We start from the raw sequence: 18835 nt of genomic DNA on the forward strand, positions 1-18835 counted from the left end.
GAGCAGAAGTTTTTCAGTTGCCGGATTCGGTTTTAAACCATTTCTGATTTACCTGGCGGACTGCTTCTCCGGAAGCGGCAACCTTGAACTTGCCTTTGAGGCTGACCGTCGTCGGTCGGATACAGGTTTGATCGTTACAGGCCTGGTATTTGATATTCAGTTCAAGTGCTTCCTCTTTCCCGGCTGCAGAGGCAGGAATTTCCAGCGTTCCCCGAATGATGGCCTGCTTTTCGTAGACCAGCAGCGGTTCGTCGAAGCCTGCCACTTCAAATTTATGACCAGCCGGATATTTGATGTCGGTCAGTTTGATGTTCTGGGCCGACTTGATGCTGAAGGTCGTTGGTACAAGGAAATCAGGGCTGGATGGATTCTGATTGATGTGCCAGCCATCCTCGATGGTCAGCACAATCGCCACCTTGCACTTCTTGCCAGCGGGCAGTTTGTCGACCGAGAGGTAAGCATTGGCTTTCACCAGTTTTTTCTGTTGTCCGGTCTGTCCCAGTCCGGCTGCAGCCAGCAGTTCGAGTCCCGGATTGACCGAGACCAGCTGATCCGGTGCTTCTACCAGCTCTACGAATCCGCCTGTTGAAAGGGAGACTGCGGACTGCTTCTGATCAGCGGGTGTCTGCAGATATTCTCCTACCGCCTGAACGAGCTGGGCACAGCGATTCGGGTAGCGTTTAATCACTCGCCCAAACAGCTGCAGTGTCTCATCGGCGTGTTGGCGATAGCGGGCCTCCCCTGTCAACTCGGAAAGCTGAATCAGATTACGGGCACTGATGCTGTTACCGGAAGGGATTGCAGCGTCGTACGCGTTTTTCGTACGGGCAATCAATTGCTCATGGTCGTGGGTGGTGAAGAAGAAGCCGTGCTCTTTCTGATCCCAGAAGAGGGTGATCTGCAAATCGGTCAGTTTGCGGGCTTCGTCCAGCCACTGCTGTTTGCCGGTTGCCTGGTGCAATGCCAGCAGTCCCTGTGTGAAAAATGCATAATCATCCAGGTAAGCGTTGAGATGGGCTTCGCCACTACGGTAGCTGCGATAGAGGTGTCCCTCTTTATCGCGCATCTGATCGAGAATGAACTGTGCTGCTTTTTCTGCAGCGGAGGTGTAATCGGGTCGTTTCAACACACGACCTGCGGTCGCCATGCCTTCAATCATCAGACCATTCCAGCTGGTCAGGATTTTATCATCCTTGAGCAGCGGCTTACGCTGATTACGAACGGCGTGCAGTTTCTGACGCGACTCGGCCAGTTGTGAAGCCAGTTCGTCCGCACCGGTGTTGTGTTTTTCGGCGAGCTTCTCCAGCGTGGTAACGCGGTGCAGCACGTACCCATGATCGAAGCGGACGGGCTCATTCAATCCATAAAATTCGGCGAAGAGCGGGTAGTCCTCTCCCAGAATGGTTTTCAGTTCTTCCTGCGACCAGGCATAGTGTTCGCCTTCGACGCCATCAGTTTCAGCATCCAGCGCGGAATAAAAACCGCCCTGCGGATCGGTCAGCTCACGCAGCACGAAATCGACGATCCCTTCAGAGACCTGTTTGTACTGCGGCTTACCCGTCTGTTCGAAAGCGCGGGCATAGAGACCGGCCAGCTGACCGTTATCGTAGAGCATTTTTTCGAAGTGGGGCACGTGCCAGTAGCGATCGGTACTATAGCGATGAAATCCACCGCCGAGGTGATCGTAAATTCCGCCGTTGGCCATCGCGTCCAGTGTGTGATACAGCACCTTTGCCGATTCCGCTGACGTCGGGTTCTGTTCGGCGGCCTGAATGTCGTACTGCAGCAGAACCAGTTTCGAGGACGTGGGAAACTTGGGAGCGTTGGGAGTCACTTCCGAAAAATCGATCCCGCCGTATTCGGCATCGTAACTGGCATTGATGGAACGAACGCCCGCGATGACCAGCCGGTTTTCCAGGGGAATTGCTTCCTTGGCTCCTTCTTCCTGCTGCAGGCGGGCGACTTCTTTAGCGATGATTGTCGCGCTCTGCTGGACCTGTTCTTTGTTTTCTCCCCAGAGCTGATGCACCTTCTGCAGCACGCGGGGGAAACTCATCTGGCCTCCCTGATCGGTGGGTGGAAAATAAGTGCCGCCGGCAAAGGGCTCGCGATCGGGGGTGAGGAACATCGACAGCGGCCAGCCTCCGCCAGAAGGGGCACCGATGAGATGAAAATAGACAGAGAGTGAAGTCATGTAGATATCATCGATGTCGGGACGTTCTTCACGATCGACTTTGATGTTCACAAAGTTCTCGTTCATGTATTTCGCGATTTTGGGATCTTCAAAAACGAGCCGCTCCATCACGTGGCACCAGTAACAGCTGCTGTAGCCGACCGAGAGGAAGATCACCTTGTTTTCCTGCTTCGCCTTTTCGAAGGCTTCGGGCCCCCAGGGATACCAGTCCACCGGGTTGTGCTGATGCAGCAACAGGTAAGGGCTGGTCTCTTTGGCCAGCCGGTTCGTAAACTGCTTTTCCTGGGGTGCAGACTTTGCTTCCTGTTTCGGTTCCTGCGGGTTCTCTTCGCTGGCAGATAACATGCGAGGGCTCCCGGATGAGCTGATGACGAGCAGACAGAGAATCAGGGCGTACCGCCTCAATGATGTCGGGTTCCAATCCATTTTTATTCCTCCAGGGGCAGGCAGAAGATTCGGTGCCCTGTTGTTATAAGGGGGCTGCAATCATTTCTTCGAAAGTCGGTTGCTCGGATGGTGGGGTACACGTATCTTATCCAATCCGACGGCAGACGACTATTTAATAATAGCAGAACGGCCAAAAATCGATACGTTCAGGCGGTGCATCAGGATAACGGGATCACCTATTTTAACTTTTAATTGGGAACCGACACCTTCTGCAGAATCTGACGGATAATTTCCGTGGCACGTGTCCGCTGACTTTCGCGGACCAGCGAGCGGGTGATCACACGATGCGCTAAAACGGGAACTGCTAACTTCTTAATGTCATCCGGAATGACATAGTCCCGTCCTTCCGTAAAGGCAAGACTCTGGGCCGCCTGGGAAAACGTGATCGCGCCACGGGTACTGACTCCCAGCGTCAGTTCCGGATGATTGCGTGTGACTTCGACAATTTCCAGAATGTAGTCCGTCAGTGCATCATCGACGCGGACATTCCGTACGGCTTCCTGCATCTCGCGCAACTGCTTCAGCGAGACGACGGAATCCAGCGTGTTGACCGGTTCACCGTTCCGGTGCTGGATCAGTACTTCCCGCTCGATGGCACGTTCGGGATATCCGATCTCGATACACATCATGAATCGGTCGAGTTGGTTTTCGGGCAGGGGATAGGTGCCTTCAAATTCGAACGGGTTCTGTGTGGCCAGTACAAAAAACGGGGGATCCAGCGTAATCGTCTGCCCTTCCACACTGACCTGCCCCTCGTTCATCGCTTCGAGCAACGCACTTTGTGTACGGGGAGGCGTGCGGTTGATTTCATCGGCCAGCAGCACATTGGTAAAGATGGGACCTTTGCGAAATTCGAATTCTCCTAGGCTGGGGAGGAAGACATTCGAACCCAGAATATCCGAAGGCAGCATGTCCGGCGTGAACTGCACGCGTTTGTAGTCGCAGTCGAGACTTTTGGCAATTGCCTTGGCCAGCGAGGTTTTACCCACACCGGGGGCATCTTCAATTAAAACATGGCCCTCCGCGAGCAGGGTGACGATTGCCAGTTGAACCACTTCTGGTTTTCCAATGAGCACACTGGAGATGTTATCATGAAGCGTCTTAACCAGACTGGCAGTTTCCTGCTGGGAGCGAACTTCCATTAAAGATCCATTTCTGAAGGCAAAGCTGCGGTAGCAACGGAGAGCACATACGTTTTTATATGTTCAGCTTTACTGAATTCCCCTGCGGTTTTCAACCGATAGTCCAACCGCTTCCCGCAGGGAGGGGAATTCTAAAAAACCATTAAAAATTTTCTGTACAACTCCCGGAGTCAGATTCATTATAGAGAAGCCGATTGTAAAGAAAAACAAATTTTGTTAACAAACAGCAATGAACGGAGCAGCTGTTCAACTTTGTTCAGCTCGATCACCAGATATATCAAATCATCGTATCTGCATTCATTGTTTTAAAGGATTAATAGATTATGCCGGCCTCAAAACCGTCGACGGACGACACGTTTTCTCTCTCACGACGAAATTTTCTGCAAACAGGATGTGTCACAGTCACCGGCTTGAGCCTGCTCGAAAATCTGGTTATCCAGGAACTGGCAGCAGCCCCCGGTTCAGCAGACCAGAGCCCCCCGGCCCTGAATCGCTTTCCCCGCATGGTCCAGGAATACTTTGTGGACCGCGTCCGGGAACAGGAAGCCAAAACCATCGCACGGCTGGACGCTTTGAAAACCAAAGCCGACGCGGAAGCCTATGTGGAATCGGTCCAGAAACGAATTCGCGAAGCATTCGGCCCCGAACCAGAGCGGACTCCGCTGAATGCGAAGGTCACGAAAACCACCGATCGCGATACCTACACGATTGAAAACATCATTTTCGAAAGTCGCCCCGGTTTTCTGGTGACGGCGAATCTTTACATCCCCAAGGGGATCACCAAACCGGTGCCCGGCGTCGTCGGCACCTGTGGACACTCCCACAACGGCAAAGCGGAAACCGCCTATCAGTCCTTCTCCCAGGGGCTGGCCCGCAAAGGATATGTCGTTCTGATTTACGATCCCATCGGACAGGGCGAACGTATACAGTACAGCGGCGATGATCTGAAATCCACAATCGGCGTTGGCGTCCGCGAACATCTGCACGGGGGTAATCAGCAGTTTCTCGTCGGTGAAAATCTCTCGATGTGGCGTGCCTGGGATGGCGTGCGTGCCCTGGATTATCTGCTGACACGCAAAGAGGTCGACCCCAAGCAGGTCGGTGTGACCGGAAACTCGGGTGGCGGAACCATGACCACCTGGTTGTGTGGTGTAGAACCACGGTGGACAATGGCGGCTCCCAGCTGCTTCGTGACCACTTTCCGCCGCAATATGGAGAATGAACTCCCTGCAGATACCGAACAGTGTCCGCCAAAAGTGCTGGCGCTGGAACTGGATCACGCGGACTTCCTGGCAGCTCAAGCACCTAATCCCGTACGGATCCTCAGTAAAGAGCGAGACTATTTCGATGTCCGCGGGGCACGCGAGGCCTACCTGCGACTCAAACGGCTCTACAAACTGCTGGGCCATGAAGACAACGTCTCGCATTTCGTCGGACCGACTTATCACGGCTACTCGCAGGAAAACCGGGAAGCCATGTATGAATGGTTCAACAAAGCCACCGGAATTTCAGATGAAGACAAAGAGCCCAAGCTGACTATCGAAAAAGATGAGACACTCTGGTGCACCCCCAAAGGTTCCGTCGCCGATCTCGGCTCGAAACCCATTCATGAATTCACCGCCGAGCGCTCGCGGGAACTGGCGAAACAGAGAAAAACAAAATCAGGTGCCGCCCTGCAGTCCGCTGTCGCGGAGACACTCAGGCTGAAGCATGTCGAGGGTACTCCCGATTACCGCATTCTGCGCAATCGCGGCGGCAAGGGTTATCCCGCGAAGTATGCCATCACTTACGCAGTCGAAACCGAACCGGGAATCCAGGCCGTCGTGTACCGGGTCTCCGACGAGCGCCTCTATTCGCGTCCACCTCAGAATGCCGGCAAAAAAGCGACGCTCTACCTCTCACACGTCTCGGCCGATGCTGAACTCAAGGAAGAACCGCTGCTGAAGACCGCCATTCAGGATAAAGAACGCGTACTCTACACCTGCGATGTACGGGGAATCGGGGAATCGCTGCCTGATACCACCAACCCGAATTCCTTCTTCACGCCTTACGGTAGCGACTACTTCTACGCGGCTCACTCTGTAATGCTGGACGATCCCTATCTCGGCCAGAAAACGTTTGACGCCCTGCGTGTCCTCGACTGGCTCGCCGCCAACGGGCATACCGACGTACATCTGATTGGTCGGGGCTGGGGTGCTCTGCCAGCGACCTTTGCCGCCCTGTTTTCACCTCACGTCAAGCAGGTCACGCTGAAAAATGCCCTGACATCCTTCAGTGATGTCGCCGAAACGGAACATTATCACTGGCCCTTATCGACGCTGGTGCCCAATGTACTGACGAGCTTCGATCTACCGGAATGCTATGCTGACCTCAAGCGCAGTAAAGGTTTGACGCAGATCGCTCCCTGGGGAGCAAAAGGTGCTGACAGCTGAGAAGACGGCTAAACAGCCTTGCATCTTCACCTGAGTGCCCGCCACAATAGAGGTACGTATTCAGGCGGGCGTCATTTCTTTCTCCGATACAGGAAACTGACAACACTGTGAGCAGCGATCCTCCGATGGAAGCTTCCGATCTGGAAGCCGTCGAAAAATTACACCAGGCCTACGAACGACTTCTAAAGGAAGTGAACCACGTCGTGATTGGCCAGCACAAGGTCGTCGAGGAGTTGATGATCTCGCTGCTGGCAGGCGGACATTGTCTGCTGGTGGGAGTTCCTGGGCTGGCTAAGACCCTCATCGTCCACACCCTGGCTGACACACTGAACCTCTCGTTCAACCGCGTGCAGTTCACACCCGACCTGATGCCCGCCGACATCACCGGGACTGACGTGATTCAGGAAGACAAAATCACCGGCAACCGCGATTTTAAATTCCTGGCAGGCCCCGTATTTGCCAACGTGGTTCTCGCAGACGAGATTAACCGTACGCCTCCCAAAACACAGGCAGCCCTGCTGGAAGCAATGCAGGAGCACCAGGTCACCGCGGGGGGACGTAAACACAAACTGCCGGTTCCGTTTTTTGTGCTCGCGACACAAAACCCGATCGAACAGGAAGGCACCTATCCGCTGCCCGAAGCGCAGCTCGACCGGTTCATGTTTGAAATCAAGGTCGAGTATCCTACCGAGGAAGAAGAGTTTGCCATCGTCAGGCAGACAACCTCGGATGAATCGTATGCAGTGAAAAAAGTTCTTGAACTGGATGAGCTGCTTTCCTTTCAGTCGCTGGTCCGTCGCGTTCCCGTAGCCGATCATGTGATTCGGTATGCGATGCAGTTCGCCCGCATGACGCGTATCATTGCCACCGACGATGCCCGGGCGACAGACATTCCCGATTTCATTCGCGAATATGTCAGTTGGGGTGCCGGCCCCCGCGCCAGCCAGAACCTGGTCCTGGGTGCCAAAGCCCGGGCGATTTTGCATGGCAGACTGTATGTGAGCACCGACGATGTGCGTGCGGTTGCACATCCGGTACTCCGGCATCGCATCATCACCAATTTCAATGCGGAAGCCGACGGGATGTCTCCCGATAAAATCGTCGATCGCCTGATTGAACTCATCCCCGTCGATTCCTCGCAGGAAAAACTGGATGGACGATTACCACAAGTATTTAGATCCGCAGACGCTCGCTAAAGTTCAGAACCTGGACCTGGCGGCACGTCAGATTGTGGAAGGCTATGTTTCGGGGTCCCACAAGAGCCCCTTTCACGGCTTCTCCGCTGAATTTGCGCAGCACCGGGAATACGCGGTGGGGGATGACCTGCGTTACGTCGACTGGAAAGTCTACGCCAAGTCGGACCGCTATTATCTGAAACAGTTTGAAGCCGAGACCAACTTCACCTGCTACCTGCTGCTCGACTGCAGCGAATCGATGCGCTACAAGTCCGCGGATGCGGCTCTGTCCAAGTGGGAATATGGTCGGCTGGTCGCTGCAGCCCTGGCATACGTCGTGATCAAACAACAGGACGCCGCGGGATTGTGTACGGTCAGCGACAAGGTAAATGATTTTCTCCGCCCTGCCAGTCAGCCGACGCATCTGAAACAGATTTATTACACGCTCGAAAACACAACTGTCGCCGGTGAATCCGGCCTGGGTAAGGTCTTCCACGAACTGGCCGAACGCATCAACCGCCGCAGCCTGATTATTATCATCAGCGATCTGTTCGATGACCTTGAATCGGTGCTGCTGGGCCTGAAACATTTCCGGCATCGCAAACACGATGTCAGTCTGCTGCAGGTGATCGACCCAGCGGAACAGGACTTCCCCTTCCAGGAACCGGTGCTGTTTCATGGCCTGGAAAATCTGCCCGAACAGATGGTTGAACCCCGGGCTTTGAAGAAAGCCTACCAGGAAGAGTTCGAAAAGTTTCTCAAAACCGTTCAGCGTGGCTGTCGCGATCTGAAACTCGATTACAGCCTGATCCGCACCGATCAGTCGCTGGATGTCGCCCTGTCCTCATTCCTGTCGCATCGTCAGTCCCGCGTCGGTTCTTAAGGATTCAGCAAGATTCATTTCATGTCCCAGACTTTGTCGCAGCCCCTGTTGGCATTCGGATTCGCCAGTCCCTGGCTGCTGATGGGATTACTGGCAGCAGGGGTTCCGGTGCTGATCCATCTGCTGCACAAGCGGAAGTTCATCGAGACCGAATGGGCGGCGATGAAATTTCTGCTGGCGGCGACGAAAAAGTATTCACGGCGCGTCCGTTTCGAACAGCTGCTGATTCTGCTGGTTCGCTGTCTGATCCTGCTGCTGCTCGCAGTCGCTTTTTCGCGGCCTTACTGGTCGGTCAAAGGCGCGTTCTTCGAAACCGCGGCTCCCGTACATCGAATCCTGGTGATCGACACCTCTTTCAGCATGCGCTGGCAGAACGACGGCCGGGAAAAATTCGCCTCTGCCAAAGAGCTGGCTGAGACGCTGGTCTCCGATTCGAATACCGGAGATGCGTTTCAGTTGATTCAGATATCCAGCGTTTCCCCCCAGACACTCATTTCCCGACCCTCGCGGCAGCAGGCTTACGTACTCGATGAAATCAGTCGACTGCAACCCACCGAAGAATACGGTGACGTCACCCAGGCACTGCAAAGTGCGCTGGAGTTTCTGAACCAGGCACAGGAACTCGCCCAGAAAGAAGTGATTGTAATCAGCGATTTCCAGGCGAAAAGCTGGGCACCCCTCGAAGGAGAAGCCGGTGATGCGCGGGTACTCTCGCTGCTGGAAGCGATCTCGAAAAAAGCGACCCTGGTCCTCAAAGATGTGGGACAGGCGGATGAACCCAACCTGGCAATCGTCGATTTCAGCAGCCCGTCCATCTTTGCCACGTTGAATCAACCGGTCCGCCTGGGCGTGACTCTGCACAATTTCAGTCCCCTGAATCGAGAGGCAGTGAATCTGCAATTGTATGTCGACGGTCAGCTGGTGAACCAGAAGCAGATTTCGCTCCCCGCGAATACCGACACGCAGGCCGAATTTACTCACCAGTTTACCCGGGTCGGCGACCATCGACTGGAAGTCCGTATTGGCGAGGATCAACTTCCCCTGGATAACCGTCGCTGGAAAGTCATGCCGGTCAAGAAAGAGATCAATGTTCTGCTCGTTAACGGCAGACAGTCGGGCGAAGCCATGGGACGGGCGACCGACTTCCTCGAGCTGGCGCTGTCCCCCTCGTTGCGGGAACAACCCTGGCAGGGAGCCATCAAACCCCAGGTGATCAGTGAAGGGGAGCTGGCCAACACCGAACTCGAACTCTACGACGCAGTCGTGATCAGCGATGTCGCGTTGTTTACCGACCATGAACGGGACCTGCTCAAAGGGTATGTCAAACGTGGTGGGGGTCTGATTGTCAGCCTGGGAGCACAGGTCGATGCAAACAACTACAACCAGACCCTCTTTCAAACCGGCTCCGGCCTGATGAATGTCAAGCTGCTGGATCGCCAGGGAGATGCGAAACAGAAATCGAAGATTTTTGAATTCGACCCGCTGCAGTACCAGCATCCCGTGATTGAGATCTTCAAAGGGAATCCGGATGCCGGCCTGGAAACGACCCAGATTTATGAATACGTGCAGACCGAAGTACCGGCGAATTCGAATACGCGTCTCGTGCTGAACTTTGACACAGGCGACCCCGCCGTGATTGAGAGCACGCTCGGTCGGGGTAAGATCCTGCTGATCACCACATCCCTCGACCGTCGCTGGGGCAGTTGGGCAGTCTGGCCCAGTTTCCCCCCGATGATGAATGAATTCGTACTCGATGTCGCGACGGGGAAATGGAGTCGCCGTGAATCACTGGTCGGGCAGCCCCTGGAAATTCTGGCCCGGGAAGATCAGCTCGCTTTGACACCCCGCATACAGGCTCCTGACCAGGCAGAGTATCCGCTGCGAAGTATTCTCGATCGGAATGCGGAATCCCGCATGATCACCTTCGATCAGACGCAGCTCTCCGGGATTTACGAGCTGGACTGGGGAGTGGCCTCGGCTGAAAAAATGCTGTTCGCTGTGAATGTCTCCCCACTGGAAAGCGACCTGGCCCACATCGGCCCCCAGGTAATCCCCCCGCATTATTTCCGCCGACCAGACAGCTTCGCTCCCCTGGCCGCGGAGTTGCCCGCGGAACGAACCACACAGACAGGGCTCGCCGAAAACCTGTTACTGACCGTGCTGGCCCTGATCGTGGTCGAACAGCTGCTCCTCTGGCGCTTCTCCGTGGGGGCGCTGACTTTTCTGGCAGTCATGTGCCTGGCCTGTCTGAGCCTGTTTTTTCAGAGTTGAGGCGTTCGGGGGCTATGTTCTCCCGGTCAGGTTTGTGATATACTCGCTGGTCCGGTTTCCATTTGTCACCCGCAACAAGAGAAAGCGTTTACAGCATGGGCTTGAATAAAAAACAGAAGAAACAGATCGACGTCGCTCGTCAGAAAATCCAGAAGCTGCGTCAGCGGTTGACCGGTGCCAAGGCGCAGATGGATGACCCCCAGGAAGTCGCCTCTCTGGAAAAAGAAATCGCCGACCAGGAAGAAATCATCAAAAAAGTTCAGGAAGGCAACTGAGCCCGCTGACTGACTAGAACATCTCGTCAACTGAAATCCGAAAACGTGTCCGCCGCCCATCCCCCTACGATCATTGTTGTCCATCCCAAAGAGCGCAAAAGTAAATGCTCGGTACAGCCGCTGCGCAAACGTGACGATTTCATTTTCTGGAAATTTCCCCGCAAGGAACCGGAAAAACTGACGACCTACGTCCGTCTCGGCATGGAAGGACCTGAGATCGGCAGGGACGATGCCGACCGCGGCTTGCTCGTACTGGATGGCACCTGGCGGCTGGCGGAAAAAATGGAAGGCGATTATGAGGAACTACCCGTTCGCAGTCTGCCTGTCTGGGAGACCGCGTATCCACGGGTTTCGAAACAGTTTGATGATCCGGGAGCAGGCCTTGCCACGATTGAAGCGATTTTTATCGCCTACCATCTGATGGGCTACGACACGACCGGTCTGCTTGACGAGTATTACTGGGCCGATGATTTTCTGAAACTCAATCACGATCGACTGGTTCAGAACGAACCCACCTGATCAGCAGTGGAGCCCTACCGGCTCCGAAAAGTCCGTCAGTGACTGATAGGTTTCGATGATCTCGCGAAGCTTCTCCCGATTGACAGGTTTGGTGGCATAATCGGTACAGCCTGCTGCGATACATTTTTCACGGTCGCCATTCATGGCGTGAGCCGTTAATGCAATAATGGGCAGCTTGTAGCCTTGCTCGCGCAGTTTTTGGGTTGCGCCGTATCCGTCCAGTACCGGCATCGACATGTCCATCAGAATCACATCGAAGGGCTGTCCCTGTTCGAGGGCATGCATCGCATAGCGAACCGCAATTTCCCCGTTCTCAGCCAGTTTGACTGCTGCGCCCTCTTTTCTGAGCAGCATGGAAATCAGCCGTTGGTTGTCTTCTCCATCTTCAGCCAGCAGCACAGAACAGCTTCGGTTAGCTGCCTGCACCGGTTTTGCGATCACGGGAGCCGGCTTGTGTGCAGCTGCTTCGAGCGCGTCCTGGGGATCATTGTAATATTCCAGAGACTCTGATTCGCCAATCTGAATCTGTAATGTGAATGTCGTGCCGACATCAGGAGTGCTTTGGCAGGTCAGATCACCGCCCAGCATTTTTGCCAGTCGCTTACTGATGGCCAGCCCCAGTCCGGTTCCTCCGAATTTCCGAGTCGTGGAAGAATCGGCCTGGACGAAAGGCTGGTACAATCCTGCAACCTGTTCCGCGTTCATTCCGATACCCGTATCGATGATTTTGAACTGCAGCAGCGGCTCAGGCGAATCCGGATTCAGGCACGATGTTTCCACCGAGACCTGGCCCCCATCGGGAGTAAACTTGATCGCGTTTCCGATGAGGTTGATCAGAATCTGTTTCAGTCGGGTGGGATCACTCTGGATCTGTTTAGGAATTTTGCCTGCAAATGTCAGGTTAAAGCTGATTTCCTGCAGCTCGGCACGCACCTGCATTAAGGACTGCACTTCCTGCAGTTTTTCGATCAGCGAGAAGGGAATCTTTTCGATATTCAGACTTCCCGATTCGATTTTCGAAAGATCCAGAATATCGTTGATCAGATCCAGCAGATAATTTCCGTTACGTTTGATGACTTCAATTAACTTGATGCTGCCCGGGCGTCCCCAGCTCTCTTCCATCAAAACATCAGTGTAACCCAGCACCGCCGTCATCGGCGTACGGATTTCGTGACTCATATTCGCCAGGAATTCACTCTTCGCGCGGGAAGCCGCTTCCGCATCCAGCGAAGCCTGACGCAGACTTGCTGCCTGCACCTCCAGCTCGCTGCGGGCCTGCTCCAGATTGTCCGTGCGGACCTCCAGTTCTTTCAACGCCTGGTCCCGTACCTGGGTCACCCGGTTATATTGACGGGCAATTAAACCGACGTCACTGTGTTCGTCCAGATCTTCAATCGGTGCCGAATCTCCCTGGATATGCCGTTCCATGGAATTGAGCAGATCGTACATCTCGGTGGTCGCTCCGTGCTCTGCCATATTCAGACCGATCTCTTCTTCTTCGGCCGTCACACGCAGTCGCATGAACTTACTGACAACCCGCAGGGTCACCCAGCAGAAAGAGAAGCACCAGATAAAGCAGATCGTACAGCCCAGCAGCTGCACACAGAACAGCTCCAGCCGCGAACGAGTTAAGAGTTCCGCAGGTATAAACAGCGCCACCGCCAGTGTACCCCAGACGCCGGCAAAACCATGGACGGGGATCACTCCAATCGTATCGTCCAGGCGACGCCATTCCAGAAACCAGCTGCCGGCTTCCATGACAATCGCTGCGACAATCCCGATCACCGCAGCCGCAATAGGAGACACAACATCGCAGCTGGCACTACTGGCAACCAGGGCCGCCAGCAGGCCATTGAGAATATTTTCAATTTCAATCTGTTTCCGCTGATAGAACTGCCAGAGGAGCAGGGTGATCGCCCCGCAGGCCGATGCCAGGAATGTGTTGATCAGAATTTGAGGGACGTGCGCCGTGAATCCAAATTCACTACCGCCGTTGAATCCAAACCAGCCGATCCAGAGGATAAACACCCCGGTCGTCGCCAGCGTCAGATTATGACCTTTGAATTTGCGTGTTGTCTTTTCCTGGTCCTGGTCGAAGCGACCGGTCCGCGGTCCGATAATCATGATCGAAGCCAGTGCCGCCCAGGCACCGATCGAATGCACGACCGTCGATCCACTGAAATCCCGAAATCCCAGAGACTCCAGCCAGCCGGGTGCTTTCCCGGCAAAGTGGCTCGTCCAGGCCCAGTGACCGAATACGGGATAAATGACGCCCCCCAGGACCACTGCCAGAATCAGGTAGGCGGTAAACCGCATCCGTTCCGCAGAGGCTCCCGAAGCAATCGTGGCTGCAGTCGCACAGAGCATCAACTGAAACAGAAAGAACGCCGACAGGAAGATATTCGTTCCCGGATTGATAAACGGAAAGTGAGAAGTTCCAATCAGACCGCCTGTCGTGGTACCGAACATCAGACCAAAACCGAAGATCCAGTACAGCACACCGACCAGACTCACGTCGACGATATTCTTAATCGCCACGTGAATGCTGTTTTTCGAGCGGGAGAGTCCCGATTCCAGACAACAGAATCCCGCCTGCATAAACAGGACAAAGATACTGCAGAGCAGAACCCAGATAATGTCAATTTGCTGATGGAGATCCATAGTCGTTCATTCTCAAGTCAGTACGTATTCGATGGGAGTTTCTATCACCTTTCCACAGGCCGTCATCAGATTGATCCGAGAGCAGAGGCGAGAGAACTCGACCGAATTGATCTGCTGTCAAATCAAGTTTATGTCCCGTTCCTTCAACATGTGGCGTTAAAGCAACACATTCTGAGAAGCTTCACATTTCGAAAACTGGTGTGCGGTAATTCCCTGTATCTGAATGGAGGTGAAGGATTTAATTTGTCTAGCTGGACGAAAATCGAGCAGTTATCGGAGTTGCAAATCCAAAATCTTCTCTTTTAAAGACTTACGCACATCGAGCTCCCCACAACGCAATCAGCACAACCGCTACAACAATCCAGACCCAGAGATACACTTTATCCGGCACCCAACCCGAAAATTATTCCTCTGATACCACTTACCTCAATCAACGTCGCTGATAATTCGAGTCAAACCACTGTTGCGGGCTGCTGTTCGTTGTGTCTGTCTCTTGTGAGCTCAGCCAATCCAGCTCCGCTAAAATAGAGTTCGTTGTCCGTCTCCCCTCACCGAACGAAAGAACTACTGATTCAAGTCGCCTGTTCTCCTCGGCACGATGGAACCACGTTTCAAAGCGCGTTCTGTCACTTTCTGGTCTGCCTTGCTTGATTATTTTGGTGTGCTTGTTAACGTTGGGAAGATTTGCGCAGAAATTCGCTACGACATTCGCATGATAATGTACATTTGCTGTTGAAAGTGATCTAAAAAAGTGCCTAGACGCGACGACATTAAGAAGATTTTGATTCTTGGCTCCGGTCCGATTGTCATCGGGCAGGCATGTGAATTTGACTATTCGGGAACGCAGGCCTGTAAGGCCCTCCGCGAAGATGGTTATGAAGTGGTGCTGGTCAACTCCAACCCCGCGACCATCATGACCGACCCGGAAACCGCTCACCGCACCTACATCGAACCGATTACCTGGCAGTACATCCAGAAAGTAATCGAAATCGAAAAGCCGGACGCACTGCTCCCCACGCTGGGGGGACAGACCGGCCTGAACGCAGCCATGGACCTCGCCCGCCGCGGAATCCTTGATCAACTGGGCGTGGAACTCATCGGTGCCCGCGAAGAGGTCATCGCCAAAGCGGAAAGCCGCGACCAGTTCAAAGAAGCCATGACCAAAATCGGCCTCGACTGCCCCCGCAGTGCCGTGGTCCACAACATGGAAGAAGCCAATGCCGCGGTCAAAGATATCGGTCTGCCGATCATCATCCGCGCCAGTTACACACTCGGCGGTACCGGCGGTGGGGTGGCTTACAACCGTGAAGAGTTCGTAGAGAAAGTCCGCAGCGGGCTGGCCCTCTCCCCCGTGAACGAAGTTCTGCTGGAAGAATCCATCCTCGGCTGGAAAGAGTACGAGATGGAGGTCATGCGGGACCAGGCCGACAACGTCGTCATCATCTGCTCGATCGAAAACTTCGATCCCATGGGTGTGCACACCGGCGACTCGATCACCGTCGCCCCCGCTCAGACGCTGACCGACAAAGAATACCAGCGGATGCGCGATGCGACCATCGCCTGTATCCGCGAGATCGGCGTCGAAACCGGCGGTTCCAACGTGCAGTTCGCCATCAATCCCGATACAGGCCGCATGACGATCATCGAAATGAACCCCCGCGTCAGCCGCTCCAGTGCACTCGCTTCCAAAGCGACCGGCTTCCCGATTGCCAAAATCGCAGCCAAGCTGGCCGTCGGCTATCGCCTCGATGAAATCCGCAACGACATCACCCGGGAAACGCTCGCCTGCTTCGAGCCAACCATCGATTACGTCGTCACCAAGATCCCCCGCTGGACATTCGAAAAATTCCCCGATGCCGACCCGGTCCTCACCGTGCAGATGAAATCGGTCGGCGAAACCATGTCCATCGGCCGTACCTTCAAAGAGTCGCTGCAGAAAGCACTCCGCGGTCTGGAAATCGGTCACTTCGGGCTGGGTGGCGGTAACAAGGATCTCTGGGGCACCCCCAAGCAACCCGCGCGGGACCTGATTCAGTCCAAGCTGTCGATCCCCAACGACGAGCGGCTGTTCTACCTGCGGTACGCATTCAAATCCGGCATGAGCGTCGAAGAAGTCCACGAGCTCAGCGACATCGATCCCTGGTTCCTGAACCACATCCGTCAGCTCGTGGAATTCGAAGACAAGATCCGCGCCGTCTCCCGCCTGGAAGACCTGGACTATGCCTTCATGAAACAGGCCAAGCAGCACGGCTACTCCGACAAGCAGCTCGCCTTCTGGCTCGACTCCACCGAAATGGATGTCCGCCAGTACCGCAAGAGCCTGGGTATTGAAGCCACCTTCAAACAGGTCGATACCTGTGCTGCCGAGTTCGAAGCTTACACACCCTACTTCTACTCGACCTACGAAGAAGAAAACGAAACGCCGGGCAATCCCGATCACAAACGCCGCATCATGATTCTCGGCGGCGGACCCAACCGCATCGGCCAGGGGATTGAATTCGATTACTGCTGCTGCCAGGCTTCGTTCGCCCTGCAGGAACTGGGTATCGAAAGTATTATGGTCAACTCGAACCCCGAAACGGTCTCGACCGACTATGACACCTCCGACCACCTCTTCTTCGAACCGCTGACCACCGAAGATGTGCTCAACATCTGCGATCGTATGCAGCCGGATGGCGTCATCGTGCAGTTCGGCGGACAGACTCCGCTTAACCTCGCCCGGGGACTCGAAGCCGCCGGCATCAACATCATCGGCACCAGCCCCGAAATGATCGATGCTGCCGAAGACCGCGAACGCTTCCAGGCAATTCTTGAGAAGCTCGAACTGCATCAGCCTCCGAACGGCATCGCCACGAATATCGAGAGCGCCCGCAACGTCGCCCGCAAAATCAGCTACCCGATTCTGGTTCGCCCCAGCTACGTGCTCGGCGGTCGGGCCATGGAAATCTGCTACGACGAAGAATCGCTGGTCCGCTACATGAACGAAGCGGTCAGTGCCTCTCCAGACCATCCGGTCCTCGTCGATCAGTTCCTCGAAGACGCGATCGAAGTCGATGTTGACGCCATCTCCGACGGCATCACCACCCTGGTCGGGGGCGTGATGGAACACATCGAAGAAGCTGGCGTGCACTCCGGTGACTCGGCCTGTGTCCTGCCACCTCACTCGCTCCCCGATTCCGTCATCGACGAAATCAAACGGGCCACACATGCCCTCGCTCGCGAACTCAAGGTCAAAGGCCTGATGAATATCCAGTTCGCGGTGAAGAAGACCGAAGACGATTACATCGTCTACATCCTCGAGGTCAACCCGCGTGCCAGCCGGACGTCGCCGTTCGTCTCCAAGGCCACCGGGCTCCCGCTGCCTAAAATCGCCGCCAAAGTCATGGCCGGTGTCTCGCTGCTGGAACAGAACGTGACCAAAGAACCGAAACCCAAACACACCTCGGTCAAAGAGAGTGTCTTCCCCTTCTCCCGCTTCCTGGGTGTCGACATCATCCTCGGCCCCGAAATGCGGTCTACCGGGGAAGTCATGGGAATCTCGGATGGCTTCGCCATGGCCTTCGCCAAGAGCCAGCTCGCAGCAAATACCAGCCTGCCCTCCGAAGGCACCGTCTTCATCAGCATGGCTGACCTCTACAAAGACATGATCATCGATCCCGCACGACGGCTGATCGACCTCGGCTTCAAAATCGTCTCGACCTCCGGCACCGCCCGCGTTCTCCGCGAAGCAGGCCTCGAAGTCTCGACCGTCAAGAAGCTCAAAGAAGGTCGTCCCAACCTGCTGGACATGATGGCCAACCAGGAAGTCCAGTTCATCTTCAACACGCCTAGCGGCAAAGGCTCGCGGACGGACGAAGGCAAGATCCGCTCGGCATCGGTTTCGTACGGCGTGACCTGTGTCACCACGATCCCCGGCTGCCTCGCGGTTGTCAAAGCCCTCGAAGCACTCGCCGAAGATGCCACTCCCCAGGTCCGTGCCCTGCAGGACTGGATGGCCGATCTCTAAACGCAATCTCAAGTCGCTGTGCTCCTCATCAGCGTGAGGAGCACAGCCTTGTCTGATCAATCCCTCAGCGGTTCCGCTTCTTGCGTTTGGCATACGTGTCGCGTCGCTTCTCCGCGTGAAACACAAAGTAGCCGTCAATCTCGTGCACTTCGGTCCCTCCGAAAATGCTCGTCAGCTTCTTCTGGTACCACAGCCGTCGCCGTGTGACCATCACCATCCGTCCGCCGACCTTCAGCCGGTTGAATCCCTTCATGATAAACTGCTTGGCGACCGCAAAATCCTCATGGTAAGGCGGGTTAGAAAGAATCCAGTCGAAGTCGGTCTCCCGGTGATCCTGTAATCCGTCGCTCTGCAGAATCGTCACCCCCGCAACCTGGTTCCGTTCGGCGTTCTGTCGAGCCACTTTAACCGCCCGGGCATCGATGTCCGTCATCACCACATTCTCCGACCCCACAATCGAAGCCGCCAGAATTCCCACCACGCCCCAGCCGCATCCCAAATCCAGCACCCGCTCTCCTGGTGCAAATGTCACCGTCGAGAGCATCACTTCCGTCCCCCGGTCAAGATTCTGGGGAGAAAATAATTCCGCCGCAGTTTCAAACTGGAACTGCCGACTATGATAGGTAAGGGAGAATGGCATACAGGTACAACAGGTCTGGAGTTAAGAACGATTTTGTGTTAAGAAACCTTAACACTCGCAGGTCTGGATTCACACTCCAGATTACTGTATCTTCTGTGGAAACATACACATCCGACCTGGATTTCTCCATGGCCCGTCCTGGGTTTCCTGTGATGTAGATTTGATTTTTTCGGCACTGATACCTCAGCGG

General features: G+C 54.9%; 11 protein-coding genes. 7 read left to right on the forward strand and 4 right to left on the reverse strand.

Annotated features, from left to right (window positions below):
- Nucleotides 1-13 precede the first annotated feature (13 nt).
- A complete protein-coding gene (locus HG66A1_RS30925; RefSeq protein ID WP_197996895.1) occupies nucleotides 14-2539 on the reverse strand; it encodes a DUF255 domain-containing protein in 2526 nt (841 codons plus the stop codon).
- A gap of 290 nt (nucleotides 2540-2829) precedes the next feature.
- Nucleotides 2830-3783 carry an AAA family ATPase gene (locus HG66A1_RS30930; protein WP_145193309.1) on the reverse strand — a complete coding sequence of 318 codons (954 nt, stop codon included), beginning with the start codon at nucleotides 3781-3783 and terminating at the stop codon, nucleotides 2830-2832.
- A 323-nt stretch (nucleotides 3784-4106) separates the two neighbouring features.
- Here HG66A1_RS30930 and HG66A1_RS30935 point away from each other — a divergent pair, with 323 nt between their 5' ends.
- The 6 genes from HG66A1_RS30935 (at nucleotide 4107) to HG66A1_RS30960 (ending at nucleotide 11338) form a co-directional block, all read left to right on the forward strand.
- The gene (locus HG66A1_RS30935) at nucleotides 4107-6215 is read left to right on the forward strand and encodes an alpha/beta hydrolase family protein (RefSeq protein ID WP_145193311.1); all 2109 of its coding nucleotides are present in this window, start codon (nucleotides 4107-4109) and stop codon (nucleotides 6213-6215) included.
- A gap of 125 nt (nucleotides 6216-6340) precedes the next feature.
- On the forward strand, nucleotides 6341-7411 hold the full coding sequence (locus HG66A1_RS30940; protein ID WP_145193987.1) for an AAA family ATPase: 1071 nt from the start codon (nucleotides 6341-6343) through the stop codon (nucleotides 7409-7411).
- Entirely contained in the window at nucleotides 7368-8273 is a 906-nt protein-coding gene (locus HG66A1_RS30945; protein ID WP_145193313.1) for a DUF58 domain-containing protein, read from the forward strand. The genes HG66A1_RS30940 and HG66A1_RS30945 overlap by 44 nt, the downstream gene beginning before the upstream one ends.
- A gap of 21 nt (nucleotides 8274-8294) precedes the next feature.
- Nucleotides 8295-10544 carry a VWA domain-containing protein gene (locus HG66A1_RS30950; protein ID WP_145193315.1) on the forward strand — a complete coding sequence of 750 codons (2250 nt, stop codon included), beginning with the start codon at nucleotides 8295-8297 and terminating at the stop codon, nucleotides 10542-10544.
- A gap of 95 nt (nucleotides 10545-10639) precedes the next feature.
- Nucleotides 10640-10819 carry a hypothetical protein gene (locus HG66A1_RS30955; protein WP_145045622.1) on the forward strand — a complete coding sequence of 60 codons (180 nt, stop codon included), beginning with the start codon at nucleotides 10640-10642 and terminating at the stop codon, nucleotides 10817-10819.
- Between the two features lie 45 nt (nucleotides 10820-10864).
- Nucleotides 10865-11338 carry a DTW domain-containing protein gene (locus tag HG66A1_RS30960; RefSeq protein ID WP_145193317.1) on the forward strand — a complete coding sequence of 158 codons (474 nt, stop codon included), beginning with the start codon at nucleotides 10865-10867 and terminating at the stop codon, nucleotides 11336-11338.
- Here the strand turns inward: HG66A1_RS30960 and amt are convergent, their stop codons facing one another.
- Entirely contained in the window at nucleotides 11339-13999 is a 2661-nt protein-coding gene (amt, locus tag HG66A1_RS30965; protein WP_145193319.1) for an ammonium transporter, read from the reverse strand.
- A gap of 751 nt (nucleotides 14000-14750) precedes the next feature.
- On the opposite strand from amt, the gene carB reads away from it, so the two are divergent.
- Nucleotides 14751-18005 (forward strand): carbamoyl-phosphate synthase large subunit, encoded by a 3255-nt coding sequence (gene carB / locus HG66A1_RS30970; protein ID WP_145193321.1) that lies wholly within the window; start codon nucleotides 14751-14753, stop codon nucleotides 18003-18005.
- A 64-nt stretch (nucleotides 18006-18069) separates the two neighbouring features.
- On the opposite strand, the gene HG66A1_RS30975 is transcribed toward carB, so the two are convergent.
- Entirely contained in the window at nucleotides 18070-18645 is a 576-nt protein-coding gene (locus HG66A1_RS30975; protein ID WP_145193323.1) for a class I SAM-dependent methyltransferase, read from the reverse strand.
- Nucleotides 18646-18835 lie beyond the last annotated feature (190 nt).

Source organism: Gimesia chilikensis, assembly GCF_007744075.1.
GTDB classification, from domain to species: Bacteria; Planctomycetota; Planctomycetia; order Planctomycetales; family Planctomycetaceae; genus Gimesia; species Gimesia chilikensis_A.

Coding starts and splice junctions, on each gene's coding strand:
- HG66A1_RS30935 (WP_145193311.1), top strand. CDS start 4,107: ATGCCGGCCTCAAAACCGTCGACGGACGACACGTTTTCTCTCTCACGA.
- HG66A1_RS30940 (WP_145193987.1), top strand. CDS start 6,341: ATGGAAGCTTCCGATCTGGAAGCCGTCGAAAAATTACACCAGGCCTAC.
- amt (WP_145193319.1), bottom strand. CDS start 13,999: ATGGATCTCCATCAGCAAATTGACATTATCTGGGTTCTGCTCTGCAGT.
- HG66A1_RS30975 (WP_145193323.1), bottom strand. CDS start 18,645: ATGCCATTCTCCCTTACCTATCATAGTCGGCAGTTCCAGTTTGAAACT.
- HG66A1_RS30945 (WP_145193313.1), top strand. CDS start 7,368: ATGGACGATTACCACAAGTATTTAGATCCGCAGACGCTCGCTAAAGTT.
- HG66A1_RS30925 (WP_197996895.1), bottom strand. CDS start 2,539: ATGTTATCTGCCAGCGAAGAGAACCCGCAGGAACCGAAACAGGAAGCA.
- HG66A1_RS30930 (WP_145193309.1), bottom strand. CDS start 3,783: ATGGAAGTTCGCTCCCAGCAGGAAACTGCCAGTCTGGTTAAGACGCTT.
- HG66A1_RS30950 (WP_145193315.1), top strand. CDS start 8,295: ATGTCCCAGACTTTGTCGCAGCCCCTGTTGGCATTCGGATTCGCCAGT.
- HG66A1_RS30955 (WP_145045622.1), top strand. CDS start 10,640: ATGGGCTTGAATAAAAAACAGAAGAAACAGATCGACGTCGCTCGTCAG.